This is a genomic window from Micromonospora sp. NPDC005979 (assembly GCF_040614415.1).
In the GTDB taxonomy this organism is placed as follows: Bacteria; Actinomycetota; Actinomycetes; order Mycobacteriales; family Micromonosporaceae; genus Micromonospora.
Genome location: NZ_JBEXUR010000010.1, coordinates 1 through 15,447 on the forward strand (window position 1 = coordinate 1; position 15,447 = coordinate 15,447).

The window sequence follows — 15,447 nt, forward strand, 5'->3', positions numbered from 1 at the left end:
TTCCCGAGGCCCGCCTGTACGGGCACGATCCGGACGATGGGGTGGGTGGTGACGGCGCGTTCTTCCTGCTGCTCGACGAGCCGGAGGTGTACGGGCTGCCACCGGACCCGGTGGTGACCACCCGAGACCTACCGACCATGTGGAAACGCGCCGGCATCGCCGCGCTCGCCATGGCGGCGGCCACCGTCGCTGCCTTCGTCGGGAGATCCTCGTGACCCCAGAGCGCCTCCCGGTGGGCGACCGGTTCCGCCGGTTCCGCGACCGACTGGCCGCCGCGAGCCTCGACCTACCGGCCCAGAGGCCGGCGGACGACGGTGCCGACGTGGCCGTGCCGGCCCGCGCCCACGAGGATCGGACCCCGCGACGCCACGAGGATCGGACGCCGCAACCCGGGGAGAACGCGGCGCGGCGTTCCCGGCGCGGTCGTCGCGGCGGCGGGGAGGAGCTGCGGGTCCCCGAGGCCGAGTTCACCTCCTACTACGGCCGGCCCGTCCTCAAGGCCCCGGTGTGGAAGTGGGACATCGCCGCGTACCTGTTCACCGGCGGTCTGGCCGCCGGCTCGTCGCTGCTGGCCGTGGGGGGTCAACTCACCCGGCGGCCGGCGCTGCGCCGCGCCGGCCGGATCACCGCGCTGGGCGCCGTCAGCGCCAGCGCGGTCTTCCTCATCCGGGACCTGGGCCGGCCGGAGCGGTTCCACCACATGCTGCGGGTGGCGAAGCTGACCTCGCCCATGTCGGTGGGCACCTGGATCCTCACCGCGTTCGGGCCAGCCGCCGGGGTGGCGGCGATCGCCGAGACCGCCGGCTGGCTGCCCCGGCGCGGCCCGCTCGGGTTGGTGGGTCGGGCTCTGCCGCCGGTCGGGCACGCCGCCGGGCTGGTCGCCGCCGTCACCGCGCCCGCCCTGGCGACGTACACCGGGGTCCTGCTCGCCGACACGGCGGTGCCGTCGTGGCATGAGGCGTACCCCGAGCTGCCGGTCATCTTCGCGGGCAGCGCGCTGGCCAGCGGCGCGGGTGTCGGTCTGCTCGCCGCGCCGCTGTCGCAGGCCGGGCCGGCCCGCCGGATGGCGGTGGCCGGCGCGGCTCTGGAGTTGTACGGCGCGCACCGCGTGGAGAGCCGTCTCGGGCTGCTCAGCGAGCCTTACCGGTCCGGTCGGCCGGGCCGGCTGTTGCGCGCCGGTCGGCTGCTGACCACCGTCGGGGTGGCCGGGGCGCTGCTGGGCCGGCGTAGTCGCGCCGTCGGGGCGTTGTCCGGGGCCGCCCTGCTGAGCGCGTCGGTGGCCACCCGGTTCGGCATCTTCTACGGCGGCGTCGCGTCCGCCCGCGACCCCCGCTACACCGTCGTGCCGCAACGCGAGCGGGTGAACGCCCGGCGGGCCGAGGCGGATCCGGCGACTGACTGAGCGCTCGCACCGGCGTTGTGATCGAATGTGCGACGGAGGCGTTCAGGCGGCTGGTGCCCCTCCCGGTCTTCAAAACCGGTGTGGTCCGGGACCCGGGCCAGGCGGGTTCGATTCCCGTCCGTCTCCGCCAACGGCGGCAGGAGTGACGTGATGGGTGACGGCAGCGAGGACCCGCGACGTCGGGTGCCCCGCACCGACACCCTCCTGGCCGATCCGCAGCTGGCGGCGGCCATCGCGACCCTCGGCCGCGAGCGGGTCAAGGCCGCCGTCGTGCGGGCGCAGACGCGGGCCCGCCGTGGTGAGATCGCCCCCGACGAGGTGCGGGACGCCTCCGTCGCCGGATTGCCCGCGCCGGGTCCCCGCGCGGTGCTCAACGCCACCGGCGTCGTGCTGCACACCAACCTGGGCCGTGCGGCGCTGTCGCCGGCCGCCGTCGCGGCGGTCGTCGGGGCCGCCGGGCACACCGACGTCGAGCTGGACCTGAACACCGGGCGCCGGGCCCACCGGGGCCGCGACGCGCTCGACGCGCTCGCCGCCGCCGTGCCCGACGCCGCCGCCGTGCACGTGGTCAACAACGGCGCCGCCGCGCTGGTGCTGGCGGCCACGGCGTTGGCCGCCGGCCGGGAGATCGTGGTCAGCCGCGGCGAGCTCGTCGAGATCGGCGACGGCTTCCGCCTACCGGACCTGCTGGAGAGCACCGGCGCGCGACTGCGCGAGGTGGGCACCACCAACCGCACGACGCTCGACGACTACGCCGCCGCCGTCGGCCCGCAGACCGGGTTCGTGCTGAAGGTGCACCCGTCGAACTTCCAGGTCACCGGCTTCACCTCGGCCGTGCCCGTGCGCCAACTGGCCACCCTCGACGTGCCGGTGGTCGCCGACATCGGCTCCGGGCTGCTCGCACCGGATTCGTTGCTGCCCGACGAGCCGGACGCGGCCAGCACCCTGCGCGCCGGCGCGGCCCTGGTCACGGCGAGCGGCGACAAACTGCTCGGCGGCCCGCAGGCCGGCCTGCTGCTCGGCGACGCGGCGCTCGTCGAGCGCCTACGCCGCCACCCGCTGGCCCGCGCGCTGCGCGTCGACAAGCTCACCCTGGCGGCGTTGGCCGCCACGCTGCACCGGCCGGACACTCCGACGCGGGCCGCGCTGCACGCCGATCCGGCCGTTCTGCGCCGCCGGGTGGAGCTGCTGCGCGACCGGCTCGGCGCGGACGGACGCAAGGCGGAGGTCGTGGAAGCGGTCGCCGTCGTCGGCGGTGGCGGCGCTCCCGGTGTCGAGCTGGAATCGTGGGCGCTGAGCCTGCCCGAGCGGTACGCCGTGCCGCTGCGCACCGGAGACCAGCCGGTGCTGGGTCGGGTGGTGCGGGGCCGGCTCCTTCTCGACCTGCGGTGCGTGCCCGTCGACGCCGACGACGCGGTCCTGGCCGCCGTGCTGCGGGTACCCGGGGACGACTGAGCATGTTCGTCGTCGCCACCGCCGGGCACGTCGACCACGGCAAGTCGACCCTGGTCCGGGCGTTGACCGGGATGGAACCCGACCGGTGGGCCGAGGAACGCCGTCGGGGCATGACCATCGACCTGGGGTTCGCCTGGACGACGTTGCCGTCCGGCGGCACGATCGCCTTCGTCGACGTACCCGGGCACGAGCGGTTCGTGCCGAACATGCTCGCGGGCGTCGGCCCGGTGCCGGCCGCGCTGATCGTGGTCGCCGCCGACGAGGGGTGGATGCCGCAGTCCGCCGAGCACCTGGCCGCGCTCGACGCGCTCGGCGTCGGGTACGGCCTGCTGGTGGTGACCCGCGCGGACCTCGCCGACCCGCGGCCGGCGGCGGAGCGCGCCCGGGCCGAGATCGCGGCGAGCAGCCTCGGCGCGGTGGAGACGGTGGCGGTCAGCGGGTTGACCGGCGCCGGGCTGCCGCAGCTACGGGCCGCGCTCGACCGGCTCGTCGCGCGGCTGCCCGACCCCGTCGCGGACGCGCCCGTGCGTCTCTGGGTGGACCGCAGCTTCACCGTGCGGGGCAGCGGCACCGTCGCCACCGGAACGCTGGGCGCCGGCCGGCTGCGGGTCGGGGACACCCTGGAACTGGCCGGCGTCGACGAGCCGGTCCGGGTCCGCGGCCTGCACTGCCTGGGCGAGGCCCGAGCGGAGGCGTCGGCCGTCGCTCGGGTGGCGGTCAACCTGCGGGGTACGCCCCGCGACCGGCTCGGCCGTGGCGACGCGCTGCTCACCCCGGGGCGGTTCCACCGCACCGACCTCGTCGACGTGCGGCTCTCCGGTGACCCGGCCGCCGACCTGCCGGCCACGCTCACCCTGCACGTGGGGTCGGCGGCCGTTCCGGTGCGGGTCCGGCCGCTCGGCGTGGACACCGTACGGCTCCGCTTGGCCCGCCCGCTGCCGTTGCTGGTCGGCGACCGGGCGCTGCTACGTGACCCCGGCCGTCATCACGTTGCCGGTGGCGTACGGGTCCTCGACGTCGCGCCGCCGCCGCTGTCCCGCCGTGGCGCGGCGGCCGCCCGCGCGGCGGTCCTCGCCGAGCTGGACGGTCGTCCCGACCTGGCCGGCGAGCTGCGCCGCCGTCGCCTGGTCCGGGTCGGTGCGCTGCGGCGTATGGGTGTGCCGGTGCAGGCCACGCCGGTGGCCGGTGACTGGCTGGCCGACCCGGGGCACTGGCGGCAGCTCGGCGACCAGGTGACCGAGGAGGTCACCCGCTACGCCCGGGAGCACCCGTTGGAGGCGGGCATGCCGGTGGACGCGCTGCGGCAACGTCTCGCCCTGCCCGACCGGGCGCTGGTCGAGGCGCTGGTGCGTCCGCCGCTGCGGGTGCACGGTGGCCGGATCGGCACGGCCGCCGTCGACACCCTGCCCGAGCCGGTGGCGCGGGCCGTGCAGCGGGTTCGCGCCGAGTACGCCGATCGGCCGTTCCGCGCCCCGGAGGCGGACCGTCTCGTCGAACTGGGCCTGGGACCCCGGGAGATCGGCGCGGCGGTACGGGCCGGCGCGCTGCTGCGGCTGGCCGACACCGTGGTGCTGCTGCCCGACGCGCTCGACGCGGCGGTCACCGTCCTCGCCGGGTTGCCCCAGCCGTTCACCCTGTCGGCGGCCCGGCAGGCGCTGGACACCACCCGACGGGTGGCGGTGCCTCTGCTGGAACTGCTGGACCGGCGTGGCGCGACCCGTCGGCTGCCCGACGACGCGCGGGTCGTCGTCACCTGAACGCCGGTTCGGACGCGCCCGTGCCGCAGGACCGGCCGTGGTAACCGCGCTCATCGTGGTGCCGGGTGGGCTCACCGGTGCCGTGACTGCTCGTGACGCCGCAAGGGCCCGAGTCGGCCATTACCCTGCGTGCCGTCGGTGGGTCCTCGCCCACCGACCTGCGACCCCTTTGCTCTGCTTCAACAGAGGAAACAGGCACTTAGGGTCACATTGATGGGTCCTGTGTGTGAGATGCGTCCACCAAGTTTGCCCAGCCTGGGGCCGGTGTTGCCTCCGCTGAAGCAGAGCAAAGGGGCCGCAGAGGGTGTCGAGGGCCGGCCGGAGCCAGACGCTGCGTAGCCGAGCGACGTTCGGCGTGGATGATGACCGTGGGTGACGTTGAAGGCGCGTGCGCCGGGTGGTCGGCGAGGTGTCCCGCGAGGATGGATGAAGAAGTGCGGCCCGGGCCAGGGGCTGACGGGATCGCGTCCGGCTGGCGCGGGCTCTGCTCGGAGCGCGGCGTCCGTGCGGTCCCGTTCGGCGGCCGTACCGCCGTGGTGCCGCGCCAACCGGCCCCCAAACCGTCGGCGGTCACCTACGGTGACGCCATGGACCCTTCGGCGGTCTGGCGGGACCGGCAGCACCAGTGGCGAATCGAGGCGTACCGCGCCCCGGACCTGCGGTTCGCCATCTACGCGACGAACGGGCCCACCGAGTCGGTGCCGCTGTGGCTGTTCGGCATGACGGCGCTGGCCCGGTGGTTGATGACGCACTCCATCTCGCTTGACGACCTGGAGGTCGACTGAGCGCCGACAGCCGGAAACCGGGCCCGCGGCCGGCCGCGCTGCGGTTGAGTGACGGAAGGCGGTCGACGGGGGTGCGTGGTGGGCGGTCAGCTGGGGCAGTTGGCGCTGGTCGCCGTCCTGGTGCTGGTCAACGCCGCGCTGTCCGGCAGCGAGATGGCGCTGGTGACGCTGCGCGAGGGGCAGTTGCGACGGTTGGGTCGGCGCAGCCGGGCCGGCGAGCGGCTGGTACGGCTGTCCCGGGACCCGAACCGTTATCTGGCCACCATCCAGCTCGGCATCACCCTGGCCGGGTTCCTCGCCTCGGCGGCGGCCGCCGTGTCCCTCGCCCAGCCGCTGGTCGGCCCGTTGGGTTTCCTCGGCGCGGCGGCCCGTCCGGCCGCGGTGCTGCTGGTGACGGTGGCCCTCACCTTCGCCACGCTGGTGGTGGGCGAGTTGGCGCCGAAGCGCCTCGCCATGCAGCGCGCCGAACGGTGGGCGCTGCTCAGCGCCGGCCCACTGGACCTGCTCGCCCGGGTGTCCCGCCCGGCGGTGTGGCTGCTCAGCTCGACGACCGACGTGGTGGTCCGGCTGGCCGGCGGGAACCCACGGGCCAGTCGTGAGGAGACCACCGAGGAGGAGCTGCGGGAGATGCTGGCCACCCAGCGGGGACTGTCGGCGCAGCAGCGGGAGATCCTGACCGGCGCGTTCGACATCGCCGGTCGGACGCTGCGGGAGATCCTGGTGGCCCGGCGGGAGGTGACCACGTTGCGGGCCGACCTGCCCGCCCACGAGGGGGTTCGTCTGCTCGGCGTCAGCGGCCGGTCCCGTGCTCCGGTCACCGGCCTGGGCGGCCTCGACGAGGTGGTCGGCGTGGTGCACATCCGCGACCTGGTCCGGGCCGAGGCCGGCACGGTGGGGGAGCGGGCCCGGCCGCCGCTGCTGCTGCCGGTCACCCTGCCGGTCGCCGACGCGCTGCGCTGCCTGCGCCAGGAACACCAGCAGATGGCCCTGGTCGTGGACGAGCACGGCGGCATCGACGGCATCGTCACGCTGGAGGACCTGCTGGCCGAGGTCGTCGGCGAGCTGTACGACGAGACCGACCGCGACATGCGGAGTGTGGTCCGGGAGTCGGACGGATCGCTGCTGGTGCCCGGTGACTTTCCCCTGCACGATCTGCCCGACGTGGGGGTGCGACTGAGCTTCCCGCTGTCCCGGGAGTACACGACGATCGCGGGGCTGGTGCTGTCACGGTTGCGGCACCTGCCGGGGTCGGCCGGCGAGACGGTGCGGTTGCCCGGGTTGACCATCGAGGTGGTGGAGGTCGCCGACCGGGCGGTACGGCGGGTACGGCTGCGTGGCTTCGTCACCGAGCGGTGAGTTGGCACCCAAAAGAGGGACAACCCGCGCAAAAATGCACCGGACGGTCGGGGCGCGCCTACGGTGCGGTACGTGAAGGACCGAGGGTTACGTACGTTCGTCACCGTCCTCGCCGGCCTCGCGGTGATCTATTTCGGCAGCACGGGCCGCAGCCCCGAGGAGGGCCGTCGCATCTCCGGCGGCGTCATCGTCCTGGCGCTGCTCGCCGCGCTGCTGGTGTGGCACCTGACCCGACCGGGGGACAAGACCGTCAAGTGAGCGGCTCAGCCGGCGGCGACGCGGGCGACCTCACCGGCGGACTCCTCGCCCAGCGCCACCCGCACCAGCGCCGAGGCGAGCCGACCGAACTCTGGCTCGTCGACCAGGGAGGCCAGCCGGTCCGGTGAGCCGGGCAGGCCCAGGCGCTTGGCGCCGGCGAGGGCCCGACGGTCGGCGTACGGGCGCACGTCGGACCAGACCCCCTGCGCCTCGCGCAGGTAGATGTCCGCGCCGGTGGGCCCGATGCCGGGGAACTCGGTGAGCCGGCGACGCAGGCCCGCCGGGTCGCCCTGGGCGTCGCGGTGCAGCCGACGCAGATCGCCGTGCCACCGGTCCAGACACAGTCGGGCGCCGGTGCCCAGCATGGTGGCGGTGCGTTCGTCGTAGCGGCGGTAGTGACCACGGCCCAGCGCGTCGACCCGCTGCTGCCAGCTCGCCGCCTCCATGGCCTGCGGTGTGCGGTAGCCGGCCGCGAACAGCTCCCGCGCGGCGTCCACCGCGACGCACGCCCGGATGCGGGTGCTCAGCAGCGTGGCCAGCACCAGCAGCTGGTACAGCGGGCCGGGACGGTCGGCGAGCCGGATGCCGGCCTCCTCGGCGTACGTGTCGCCCCGCCGGTCCAGCAGGACCCGCACCACCGCTCGATCGTCACCCACACCACGCGGGTACCCACCGCACGCCCGGCTAGCCCTCCCGACGCCCGCCAGGACCGGAATGTGGCCGGATCCGACGGGTATGCGGGCGGTGGAGGCGGTCGATGCCGCCTGCCGTACCGGGAGGGAGACGCTCGTGGTGAACCCGCAGCAGGAGGAGTTCCGGCGTAACGCCAAGGGAGCGACCAGCCAGGACAGCAAGGGGCCTGGACCGTCGGGTCATCCGCTCAACCGTGGCTCGTCGCGCGGCGACGCCGGCCGGCCGGTGCCCAAGGGGCAGGTGTCGCCGTACGGCCCGGCGGGTGAGCCGGTCGCCGAGGACGACAGCGACACCCGCTCCTAACGACCGTTACCTGACGGCCGCCGCAACCTGTTCCAGGTGGCGGCGGCCGTCAGCCCGTACGCCACGTGCGGAATGATGTCGGAGATCCAGTCCGAGCGCCGCCAGGTCCGGGGATCGCTGATGCCCAGCGCCGTGATGGACCCGTCGGTCATCGCCATGACGCCGGCGCCGAGCACGCCGGTGGCCATCGGCAGCGGCTGCCGTCGGCCCCCGGCGTAGAGCGCGAACGCCATGCCGGCGGCGATGCCCAGCCCGTACCCGATCAGAGGCCCGAGCCCCGAGCGGCGGGTGGCCGCCCGGGGCTCCGGTCCCAGGTCCACGTGCGCGATATGGGCCAGCTTGTCGACGGTCTGCTCCGGGGTGCTGCTCGCCGGCCGCGCCCGCAGCGCGATGTCGAGGTAGCCGACCACGTTCAGCGCGGTGCTGCCGACCGCGCCGGCGATCGCGCCGTCGGCCAGGTCGACGCCCCTCACTTCGGGTCGCCCGGTTCGCGTTCGCTCTTGGGACCGTACGTGCGCTCACCGCGGACGACGCCCCGTTGGCCGCGATCCTCCTGCAGGATCCGGTTGGCGACCTGATTGGCCTTGCCGTCGGGTACCCGACGTCCGGAGTCGTCGATCGCGTTGCGCAGGCGCGCCCGCTGCTTGTCGTACGCGTTGCTGCCCGGCCGTGGTCCTGGCATCTGCTGCCTCCTTCGTCGCCGTTGGCGTACGGCGGCCGTCTACCCGTTGGGCGGCGGACCAACCCCGGGCGTCAGTCGGGGCCGCGTACCACCTCGACCGGGCAACGCGCGTGGTGCAGCGCCGACTGGCTTACCGACCCCAGCAGCAACCCGGTCACCTCGCCGCGCCCCTGCCCCCCGACGACCAGCAGTTGCGCGTCACCGGACGCCTCGGCGAGCACGGCGCCGGCGCGTCCCCGGATCGCCCGGCACGTCAGACGCAACCCCGGATGACGTGCGGCCAGGCCATCCAGCCAGCCGCCGAGCAGCCGCTCCTGCTCGCCGTGCAACCGCGCCTCGTCGTACACCAGGGGTTGCAGGTCGCCGGGACCGCTGCTGCCGGGGTGCCGGTAGGCGTGCACCGCGCGCAGCGGCACGCCGCGCGCCACCGCGGCCTCGGCGGCGAGCAGCGACGCCGGTGAGCCGTCCAGCCCCACCACCACCGGACCATCGGGGCGTTGCTCGCCGCGGGCGACCAGCACCGGGCAGTCGGCGTACGCGCTGACCTGCACCGCCACCGAGCCGACGACGAGCGCGGAGAAGCCGCCCAGTCCCCGGTCGCCGAGCACGATGAGCGCGGCGGTCGGGGACTCGCCCACCAGCACCGCGGCGGCCTCGCCGTCGATGATCTCCCCGGAGACCGTCAGCCCGGGTGTGGTCGCCTCGGCCTCGGCCACGGCGGCGGCGACCAACTCCTCTGCCCGCTCGCGCAGGCCGGCGCCCGGCGGCGCGTCGGGCGCAGGTGCCACCGGCACTCGTAGCAGCGGCCAGATGAAACCGTGCACCACCCGCAGCGGCCGGTGCCGGCGGACCGCCTCGGCCGCGGCCAGGCGTACGGCGCGCAGGGACGCCCGCGAGCCGTCCACGCCGACCACCACCGCCGCGCTGTCCGCCGCGTTCACCGCCTCACCCCCGCCGGGCCAGTATCGCGGGCGTGGCGGCGCGGCGGAGCGATACCGCCGCTCGGGCACCGGTCGGTACGCTGGCGACGACCCGAGGGGAGGGGCGTCCACGTGGCCGCCGCGACCGCCTTCGAGCAGGCGTACGGGCCGGTCTTCGCGGAGCTGCGGGCGTTTCTCGGCCGGGCGGTCCGGGCGATCGTCGAGCAGGGCGTGGACGGTTTCCTGGTCTTCGGGGCGGGGGTGCTGCTGCGCCGGTGCACGCCGAGCTCGGACGGAATCGTCCCGGTCAACCGCTGGCGGCCCGCCGGCGTGCCGGTGGACGTGCCGGACGCCTCCCACGGCGTCCCGGCCACGCGCGGCGCCGACTGACCCGCGACGACGGGTTGTCCGGGGCTCTCCGTATGATGCTTGCCCTGTAGCAAGTTTTGGAGGGACGGCCAAGCATGGTGGACGCGCCGGACGGGGTGTCGCGCGCTCTGCGCGAAGCCGCGCCCGACCAGTTGGCGGAGGCGGCGGACCGGGCGATCCGGGCGGCGTTGGGCGCGTTGCGCACCGACGTGTTCGTCGCCGACTACCGGATCAGCGGGCTCTGGCCCGTACTGGATCCGGACCTGCCGGCGGCCGGGGCCCTGGCCCGGCACACCGTGGCGCAGCGCTGCTTCTCCAGCCAGCAGCCGGTGCGCGACGGTCTCGAGGACGGCGCCTGCCGGCTCTACCTGCCCCTGACGGTGTGGGGGGAGCGCCTCGGCGTGCTGCTCATCGAGCTGCCGACCATGCCCGGCCCGGCGGTCACCGGCCGTGCCACCGACATCGCCGGGGACCTGGCGGTGGCGATGCGGGCCGCGGACCGGGAGACCGACCGGTACCGCCGGGCCCGTCGTCGGGAGCGGCTCAGCATGGCCGCCGAGATGCAGTGGGACCTGCTACCCGGGCGCAGCGTGGCACACCGCTGCTTCCACCTGGCCGGGCAGTTGGAACCGGCGTACACCGTCGGGGGAGACCACTTCGACTGGTCGTTGGACGGGGATCGGCTCACCCTGACGGTGCTCAACGGCGAGGGCAACGGCCTGGCCGCGTCGCTGCTGACGGCGGTCACCGTCAACGCCATGCGCAACGCCCGCCGCTCCGACGGCGGCCTCGTGGAGCAGGCGGAGCTGGCCTCGGACACGGTCTACTACCAGCACCGGGGCCGTCGACACGTGGCCACGTTGCTGCTGGAGCTGGACATCGTCACCGGGCGAATACGGGCGGTCGACGCCGGTTCGCCGCACCTGCTGCGGATGCGCGGCGCGACCGTCGAGCCGATGACGCTGGACCAGCAGTTGCCGCTGGGCATGTTCGCCGAGACCCGCTACGAGGTGCAGGAGTTCCACCTCGCGCCGGGTGACCGGATCTTCGTGGTCAGCGACGGGGTGTGGGCGGCCGAGCCGGCGGGCCGGGAGCCGTACGGCCAGCGAATGATGGCGCGGTCGCTGCGCGCCACTCGGTTGCAGCCGGCGACCGAGGCGGTTGGTACGGTGATGCGCGAACTACACGCTTACCACGCGGATTCCGATTTGCGCGACGACGCCGTCGTCGTCTGCCTCGACTGGCATGGTCCGCGTGGGCGGGATGGCGGATGAGAGTCGCCGCCACCGTCCCGGGCGGGCACCAGCGCGACGACGGCAGGGGACATCGGGTGGAGCGACCGACGGATCTCGCCGCGGCGATCAACGCGGCCGCAGAGACGCTGATCGCCGTGCTCGACTCGGCGGCGTCGCGGCACCAGGTTCCACCGACGCAGTTGCGGGTGCTGATGCTGATCAGCGGTCGGCCGGAGACCAATGTCAACGGGCTGGCGGAGTTGCTGGACGTGGTGCCCTCCTCGGCCAGCAGGCTGTGCGACCGGTTGGAGGCGACCGGCCTGTTGCGTCGCGTGGCGGATCCGCGCGACCGGCGGGAGGTGCGGTTGGTCCCGACGGCCGCCGCGTTGACGCTGCTGGGGGAGTTGGCGGCGCGCCGGCAGCGCGCGGTGCAGGCCGTGTTGGACAGGATGCCGCCCCGGACGCAGCACGACCTGTTGGCGTCCCTGTTGGCGTTCGGCCGCGCGGCCACGCAGACGGTGCCGGAGCAGCAGGCCGACCAGGCAGCGGTCCAGACGGCCTGACGTGTTCCACTAGTATCCTAGGACGGCTTAGCGGTCGTGATCCACACCACACCGCCACACCACCGCGCCGACAGCGCACGGCGGCCGGGCCGCCGACGAGAGCCCGATATAGTGGCAGCGCACTTACCCGGCCCGCGATCTCGGAGATCGCGGGCCGTATCAGGGCAGAGGTCCCGTCCCGGGGCCGCAGGGGAGCCGGTGGTTGCCGGCCCGACAGCGCGTACGACCTCCGCCGCGCCCGATCTCGGCCTGGCGTCGGGGCGTGCCGTGAAGGAGGTTCGGTGTCGCGTCGGCCGGCTCAGGCAGAGCACCCGCGGGACACCGGCGACCAGGCGCCCGGCGACCAGGTGCTCACCCTGCCCAACCTGATCAGCTTCGGACGGCTGCTGGGCGTACCCCTGTTCCTCTATCTCTTCCTGGTGGCCCGGGCGGACGTCGCGGCGGTCGTGGTGCTGGCCATCGGCGGCACCACCGACTGGGTCGACGGGTGGATCGCCCGCCGACTGCGGCAGGTGAGCCGGCTCGGTGAGCTGCTCGACCCGCTCGCCGACCGGCTCTACATCCTCGCCACGCTGCTGGCCTTCACCGCCCGCGAGGTGGTGCCGTGGCAGTTCACGGCCGCGCTGCTGGCCCGGGAGCTGCTGCTGCTCGGTTCGCTGGCGGTGCTGCGCCGCTTCGGGTACGGGCCGCCGCCGGTGCACTACGTGGGCAAGACCGCCACGTTCCTGCTGCTCGCGGCGTTCCCGGTGCTGCTGCTGGCCACCGAGTGGAGCGCGGCGGCGACGGCCACGGCCGCGATCGGCTGGGGGTTGGCCTGGTGGGGGCTGGTGCTCTACTGGGTGGCCGGCGCGATGTACGTGGTGCAGGCGTCGCGGTTGGTGCGTGGGGCACGTGACCGGGGAGCGGCCGCGTGAGCGCGACGCCGCCGCCTCGGCCCCGCCCGGATCGGGTGTACGCGCCGGACTTCCTCACCGAGTTGTTCCGCAACCCGCTGGACCCGGGGTACGCGGACGCGGCCGCCGCGCGCCGGCGGGGGTCGTCTCCGGACGCGCCCCGGGGCTGGGCGGCGCGGTCGGTCGGCCTGATCGTGGTGGTGGTGCTGGGTTTCCTGTTCGCGGTGGCGTACCGCCAGACGATGGCGGACGAGCCGGGGCGCGCCCAGGCGCGTTCGGGGCTGGTGGCGCAGATCAAGGAGCGGGAGAGCCAGACCGACCGGTTGTCGGCGCGCGCGGACCAGTTGCGTGAGGAGGTCAGCCGGCAGCGGGACGCGGCGTTGAGCGGTTCGGCCGCGGCGCGTCTGCGGGACCTGGAGGCGAGCACCGGGCTGGGTCGGGTGCGGGGTGACGGTGTGGTGGTGCGCCTGGCGGACGCTCCGGGTAACGCGGACGCGGTGACCGGTGCGGGCGCGGGGCCGCCGCGGGTGTTGTACAGCGATCTGCAGGGTGTGGCGAACGCGTTGTGGAGCGCCGGCGCGGAGGCGATCGCGATCAACGGCCAGCGGTTGACGTCGACGTCGACGATTCGTTCGGCGGGTGAGGCGATCCTGGTGGATTTCCGGCCGGTGACAGGGCCGTACGAGGTGTCGGCGACGGGTCCGGGGTCGATGCGGCGCAAGTTCGAGGACAGTCGGAACGCGGCGCTGATGCGGGAGGTCGCGCAGAAGACCGGGTTGTCGTTCGGTGTGCGGGAGGCGGAGGACCTCACCCTGCCGGCGGCTCCGGAGCCGCAGCTACGCTACGCCAAGCCGTCGGTCAGTCCGAGCCCTTCGGGGGCGGGTGGCCGGTCTGGCAGTCCTGGGTCGTCGGGTTCGCCGGGGACCGCTAGTCCTTCCGGAGGTGGCGGATGATCGCGGTGCTGGCGTTGCTCGCCGGTGTGGTGCTCGGGGTGTGGCTTGATCCCACGGTGCCGTCGGCGTTGCAGCCGTACCTGCCGATCGCGGTGGTGGCCGCGTTGGACGCGGTGTTCGGTGGGGTGCGGGCGAAGTTGGACCGCATCTTCGACGACAAGCAGTTCGTGGTGTCGTTCATCTCGAACGTGCTGGTGGCGGGCCTGATCGTGTATCTGGGTGACCAGTTGGGCGTGGGTGGGCAGTTGTCTACCGGTGTGGTGGTCGTGCTCGGTGTGCGGATCTTCGGAAATGTGGCGGCGATCCGCCGGCACCTGTTCCGGGCGTAGGTTTGACAGCGATGAGCGACGAGCAGGATGAGACGGGGACGGGCTGGCCGCAGCCGGCGGTGCCGGGGCGGCCCGGTGGGCCGGCGGGTGAGCCGGATCCGCGGCCGGACGCGCCGGATCCGGACGAGTTGAGTCCGTTGGCGCCGCGCGAGCCGGTGTCGCAGCCGCAGCCGGACGACGCGGAGCCGCAGCCGGCCGATGATGGGGCGACGGTGGACCTGCGCGCGGTGTCGCGCGCGGGGGAGCCGGCGGTGTCGTCGGACGAGCCGGACGTGCCCGAGGTGCTGCCGGCCGCGCCCGAGGTGACCGGTCGGTCGCGGTGGAGCGCGGCCGGGGTGATGATCGCGGTGTTGTTGGCGTTGCTGGGCTTCACGCTGGTGGTGCAGTTGAAGACGACGTCGACGGATCCGACGTTGGGGGCGACGCGTCAGGAGGACCTGGTGCGGATCCTGTCGGACCTGGACGCGCGGGAGAGTCGCCTGCAGCAGGACATCCGGGCGTTGGAGGACAGTCAGCGGCAGTTGGCCTCGGGTGAGCAGGGTCGGCAGGCGGCGTTGGACGAGGCGACGCGTCGGGCGGACGAGCTGGGGATTCTGGCGGGTACGTTGCCGGCGGTGGGTCCGGGGTTGACGGTGCAGTTCTCCAGCGGGGTGAAGCCGATCACGGCGAACCGGGTGTTGGACGCGGTGCAGGAGTTGCGGGGCGCGGGCGCGGAGGCGATGCAGATCTCCGGTGGTGACCGTGCGACGGTGCGGGTGATCGCGTCGACGTACTTCCTGGATGGGGAGAACGGGTCGTTGATGGTGGAGGGGCGTCGGTTGACGGGTCCGTACACGATCACGGTGATCGGTGATCCGGCGACGATGCGTACGGCGTTGAACATTCCTGGTGGGGTGGTGGCGTCGGTCCGGGGTGACGGCGGTAACGTGACGTTTGGGGAGCGTGAGGTTGCCGAGGTTTCGGCGCTGCACGTGCCGACCAAGTAGGAAACACGCCCGTCCGGTCTGCTGACCGGCGCGGCCGCGCCGGGCCCGGGTGGTCCGGGGCACGATGGATGAGGACGCGTCTGGTGATTCCCGAGGATCTGCGATACACCGCCGAGCATGAGTGGGTGGCGGGTGACGGCACCGGTTCGATCCGGGTCGGCATCACGCACTTCGCGCAGGACGCGCTGGGTGACATCGTGTACGTGCAGTTGCCGGAGGCGGGTGCGGTCGTGGCGGCCGGTGACTCGTTGGGTGAGATCGAGTCGACCAAGAGCGTGTCGGAGATCTACGCGCCGGTCGCGGGTACGGTGGCGGCGCGGAACGAGGCGCTGGGTGACACTCCTGAGCTGATCAACACGGATCCGTACGGTGAGGGTTGGTTGGTGGAGATCACGCCGACTGATCCGACGGCGACCGACGGGTTGCTCACGGCGGGCGCGTATCAGAAGATCACCGAAGGCTGAGTGTGCTTGATCCGGCGTGCGGGATGTCTGCGCGCGTCCGGTTG

19 protein-coding genes, 1 tRNA gene and 1 pseudogene are annotated in these 15,447 nt (G+C 74.0%); 17 read left to right on the forward strand and 4 right to left on the reverse strand.

Features of this window, described 5'->3' with window-relative positions; translation table 11 throughout:
• The 8 genes and pseudogenes from ABZ272_RS17790 to ABZ272_RS17825 all read left to right on the forward strand — a co-directional run.
• Nucleotides 1-215: pseudogene (locus tag ABZ272_RS17790) on the forward strand (4Fe-4S ferredoxin); the annotation flags it as partial.
• Nucleotides 212-1,402, forward strand: coding sequence for an NrfD/PsrC family molybdoenzyme membrane anchor subunit (nrfD, locus tag ABZ272_RS17795; RefSeq protein WP_355051027.1), 1,191 nt, complete (start codon nt 212-214; stop codon nt 1,400-1,402). The pseudogene ABZ272_RS17790 and the gene nrfD, both read left to right, overlap by 4 nt.
• Before the next feature lie 34 nt (nt 1,403-1,436).
• Nucleotides 1,437-1,532 (forward strand) — tRNA-Sec (locus ABZ272_RS17800).
• Nucleotides 1,533-1,552: 20 nt separating this feature from the next.
• Complete coding sequence (gene selA, locus ABZ272_RS17805) at nt 1,553-2,857, forward strand: L-seryl-tRNA(Sec) selenium transferase (RefSeq protein ID WP_355051028.1); 1,305 nt, start codon at nt 1,553-1,555, stop codon at nt 2,855-2,857.
• A 2-nt stretch (nt 2,858-2,859) separates the two neighbouring features.
• Complete coding sequence (gene selB, locus ABZ272_RS17810) at nt 2,860-4,614, forward strand: selenocysteine-specific translation elongation factor (RefSeq protein WP_355051029.1); 1,755 nt, start codon at nt 2,860-2,862, stop codon at nt 4,612-4,614.
• Nucleotides 4,615-5,201: 587 nt separating this feature from the next.
• On the forward strand, nt 5,202-5,399 hold the full coding sequence (locus ABZ272_RS17815) for a hypothetical protein (RefSeq protein WP_145781709.1): 198 nt from the start codon (nt 5,202-5,204) through the stop codon (nt 5,397-5,399).
• A gap of 78 nt (nt 5,400-5,477) precedes the next feature.
• Entirely contained in the window at nt 5,478-6,755 is a 1,278-nt protein-coding gene (locus ABZ272_RS17820; protein ID WP_355051030.1) for a hemolysin family protein, read from the forward strand.
• A gap of 72 nt (nt 6,756-6,827) precedes the next feature.
• The gene (locus ABZ272_RS17825) at nt 6,828-7,013 is read left to right on the forward strand and encodes a hypothetical protein (RefSeq protein WP_355051031.1); all 186 of its coding nucleotides are present in this window, start codon (nt 6,828-6,830) and stop codon (nt 7,011-7,013) included.
• A gap of 5 nt (nt 7,014-7,018) precedes the next feature.
• Here ABZ272_RS17825 and ABZ272_RS17830 read toward each other — a convergent pair whose 3' ends face one another.
• Nucleotides 7,019-7,669, reverse strand: coding sequence for a hypothetical protein (locus ABZ272_RS17830; RefSeq protein WP_355051032.1), 651 nt, complete (start codon nt 7,667-7,669; stop codon nt 7,019-7,021).
• 133 nt (nt 7,670-7,802) lie between these two features.
• Between ABZ272_RS17830 and ABZ272_RS17835 the strand changes: the two genes are divergently transcribed.
• Nucleotides 7,803-8,009, forward strand: a complete 207-nt coding sequence (locus tag ABZ272_RS17835; RefSeq protein ID WP_355051033.1) for a hypothetical protein — start codon at nt 7,803-7,805, stop codon at nt 8,007-8,009.
• On the opposite strand, the gene ABZ272_RS17840 is transcribed toward ABZ272_RS17835, so the two are convergent.
• The 3 genes from ABZ272_RS17840 to ABZ272_RS17850 form a co-directional block, all read right to left on the reverse strand.
• Entirely contained in the window at nt 8,006-8,482 is a 477-nt protein-coding gene (locus ABZ272_RS17840) for a hypothetical protein (RefSeq protein WP_355051034.1), read from the reverse strand. The two genes, ABZ272_RS17835 and ABZ272_RS17840, sit on opposite strands and share 4 nt — an antisense overlap.
• Nucleotides 8,479-8,691 carry a phosphatidylethanolamine-binding protein gene (locus ABZ272_RS17845; protein WP_088948250.1) on the reverse strand — a complete coding sequence of 71 codons (213 nt, stop codon included), beginning with the start codon at nt 8,689-8,691 and terminating at the stop codon, nt 8,479-8,481. Before ABZ272_RS17845 ends, ABZ272_RS17840 begins: the two co-directional genes overlap by 4 nt.
• Before the next feature lie 71 nt (nt 8,692-8,762).
• On the reverse strand, nt 8,763-9,632 hold the full coding sequence (locus ABZ272_RS17850; protein WP_355051035.1) for a universal stress protein: 870 nt from the start codon (nt 9,630-9,632) through the stop codon (nt 8,763-8,765).
• 111 nt (nt 9,633-9,743) lie between these two features.
• On the opposite strand from ABZ272_RS17850, the gene ABZ272_RS17855 reads away from it, so the two are divergent.
• From ABZ272_RS17855 to gcvH, 8 genes are all read left to right on the forward strand, one after another.
• Complete coding sequence (locus ABZ272_RS17855) at nt 9,744-10,001, forward strand: hypothetical protein (protein ID WP_355051036.1); 258 nt, start codon at nt 9,744-9,746, stop codon at nt 9,999-10,001.
• A gap of 74 nt (nt 10,002-10,075) precedes the next feature.
• On the forward strand, nt 10,076-11,254 hold the full coding sequence (locus ABZ272_RS17860) for a PP2C family protein-serine/threonine phosphatase (RefSeq protein WP_355051037.1): 1,179 nt from the start codon (nt 10,076-10,078) through the stop codon (nt 11,252-11,254).
• Nucleotides 11,255-11,310: 56 nt separating this feature from the next.
• On the forward strand, nt 11,311-11,778 hold the full coding sequence (locus ABZ272_RS17865; RefSeq protein WP_355051254.1) for a MarR family transcriptional regulator: 468 nt from the start codon (nt 11,311-11,313) through the stop codon (nt 11,776-11,778).
• A gap of 281 nt (nt 11,779-12,059) precedes the next feature.
• Complete coding sequence (locus tag ABZ272_RS17870) at nt 12,060-12,692, forward strand: CDP-alcohol phosphatidyltransferase family protein (RefSeq protein WP_355051038.1); 633 nt, start codon at nt 12,060-12,062, stop codon at nt 12,690-12,692.
• Nucleotides 12,689-13,624: a DUF881 domain-containing protein gene (locus ABZ272_RS17875; protein ID WP_355051039.1), complete on the forward strand. Its 936-nt coding sequence runs from the start codon at nt 12,689-12,691 to the stop codon at nt 13,622-13,624. The genes ABZ272_RS17870 and ABZ272_RS17875 overlap by 4 nt, the downstream gene beginning before the upstream one ends.
• Nucleotides 13,621-13,953 carry a small basic family protein gene (locus tag ABZ272_RS17880; RefSeq protein WP_355051040.1) on the forward strand — a complete coding sequence of 111 codons (333 nt, stop codon included), beginning with the start codon at nt 13,621-13,623 and terminating at the stop codon, nt 13,951-13,953. The genes ABZ272_RS17875 and ABZ272_RS17880 overlap by 4 nt, the downstream gene beginning before the upstream one ends.
• Before the next feature lie 11 nt (nt 13,954-13,964).
• On the forward strand, nt 13,965-14,939 hold the full coding sequence (locus tag ABZ272_RS17885; protein ID WP_355051041.1) for a DUF881 domain-containing protein: 975 nt from the start codon (nt 13,965-13,967) through the stop codon (nt 14,937-14,939).
• Between the two features lie 83 nt (nt 14,940-15,022).
• The gene (gcvH, locus tag ABZ272_RS17890; RefSeq protein ID WP_355051255.1) at nt 15,023-15,403 is read left to right on the forward strand and encodes a glycine cleavage system protein GcvH; all 381 of its coding nucleotides are present in this window, start codon (nt 15,023-15,025) and stop codon (nt 15,401-15,403) included.
• Nucleotides 15,404-15,447 lie beyond the last annotated feature (44 nt).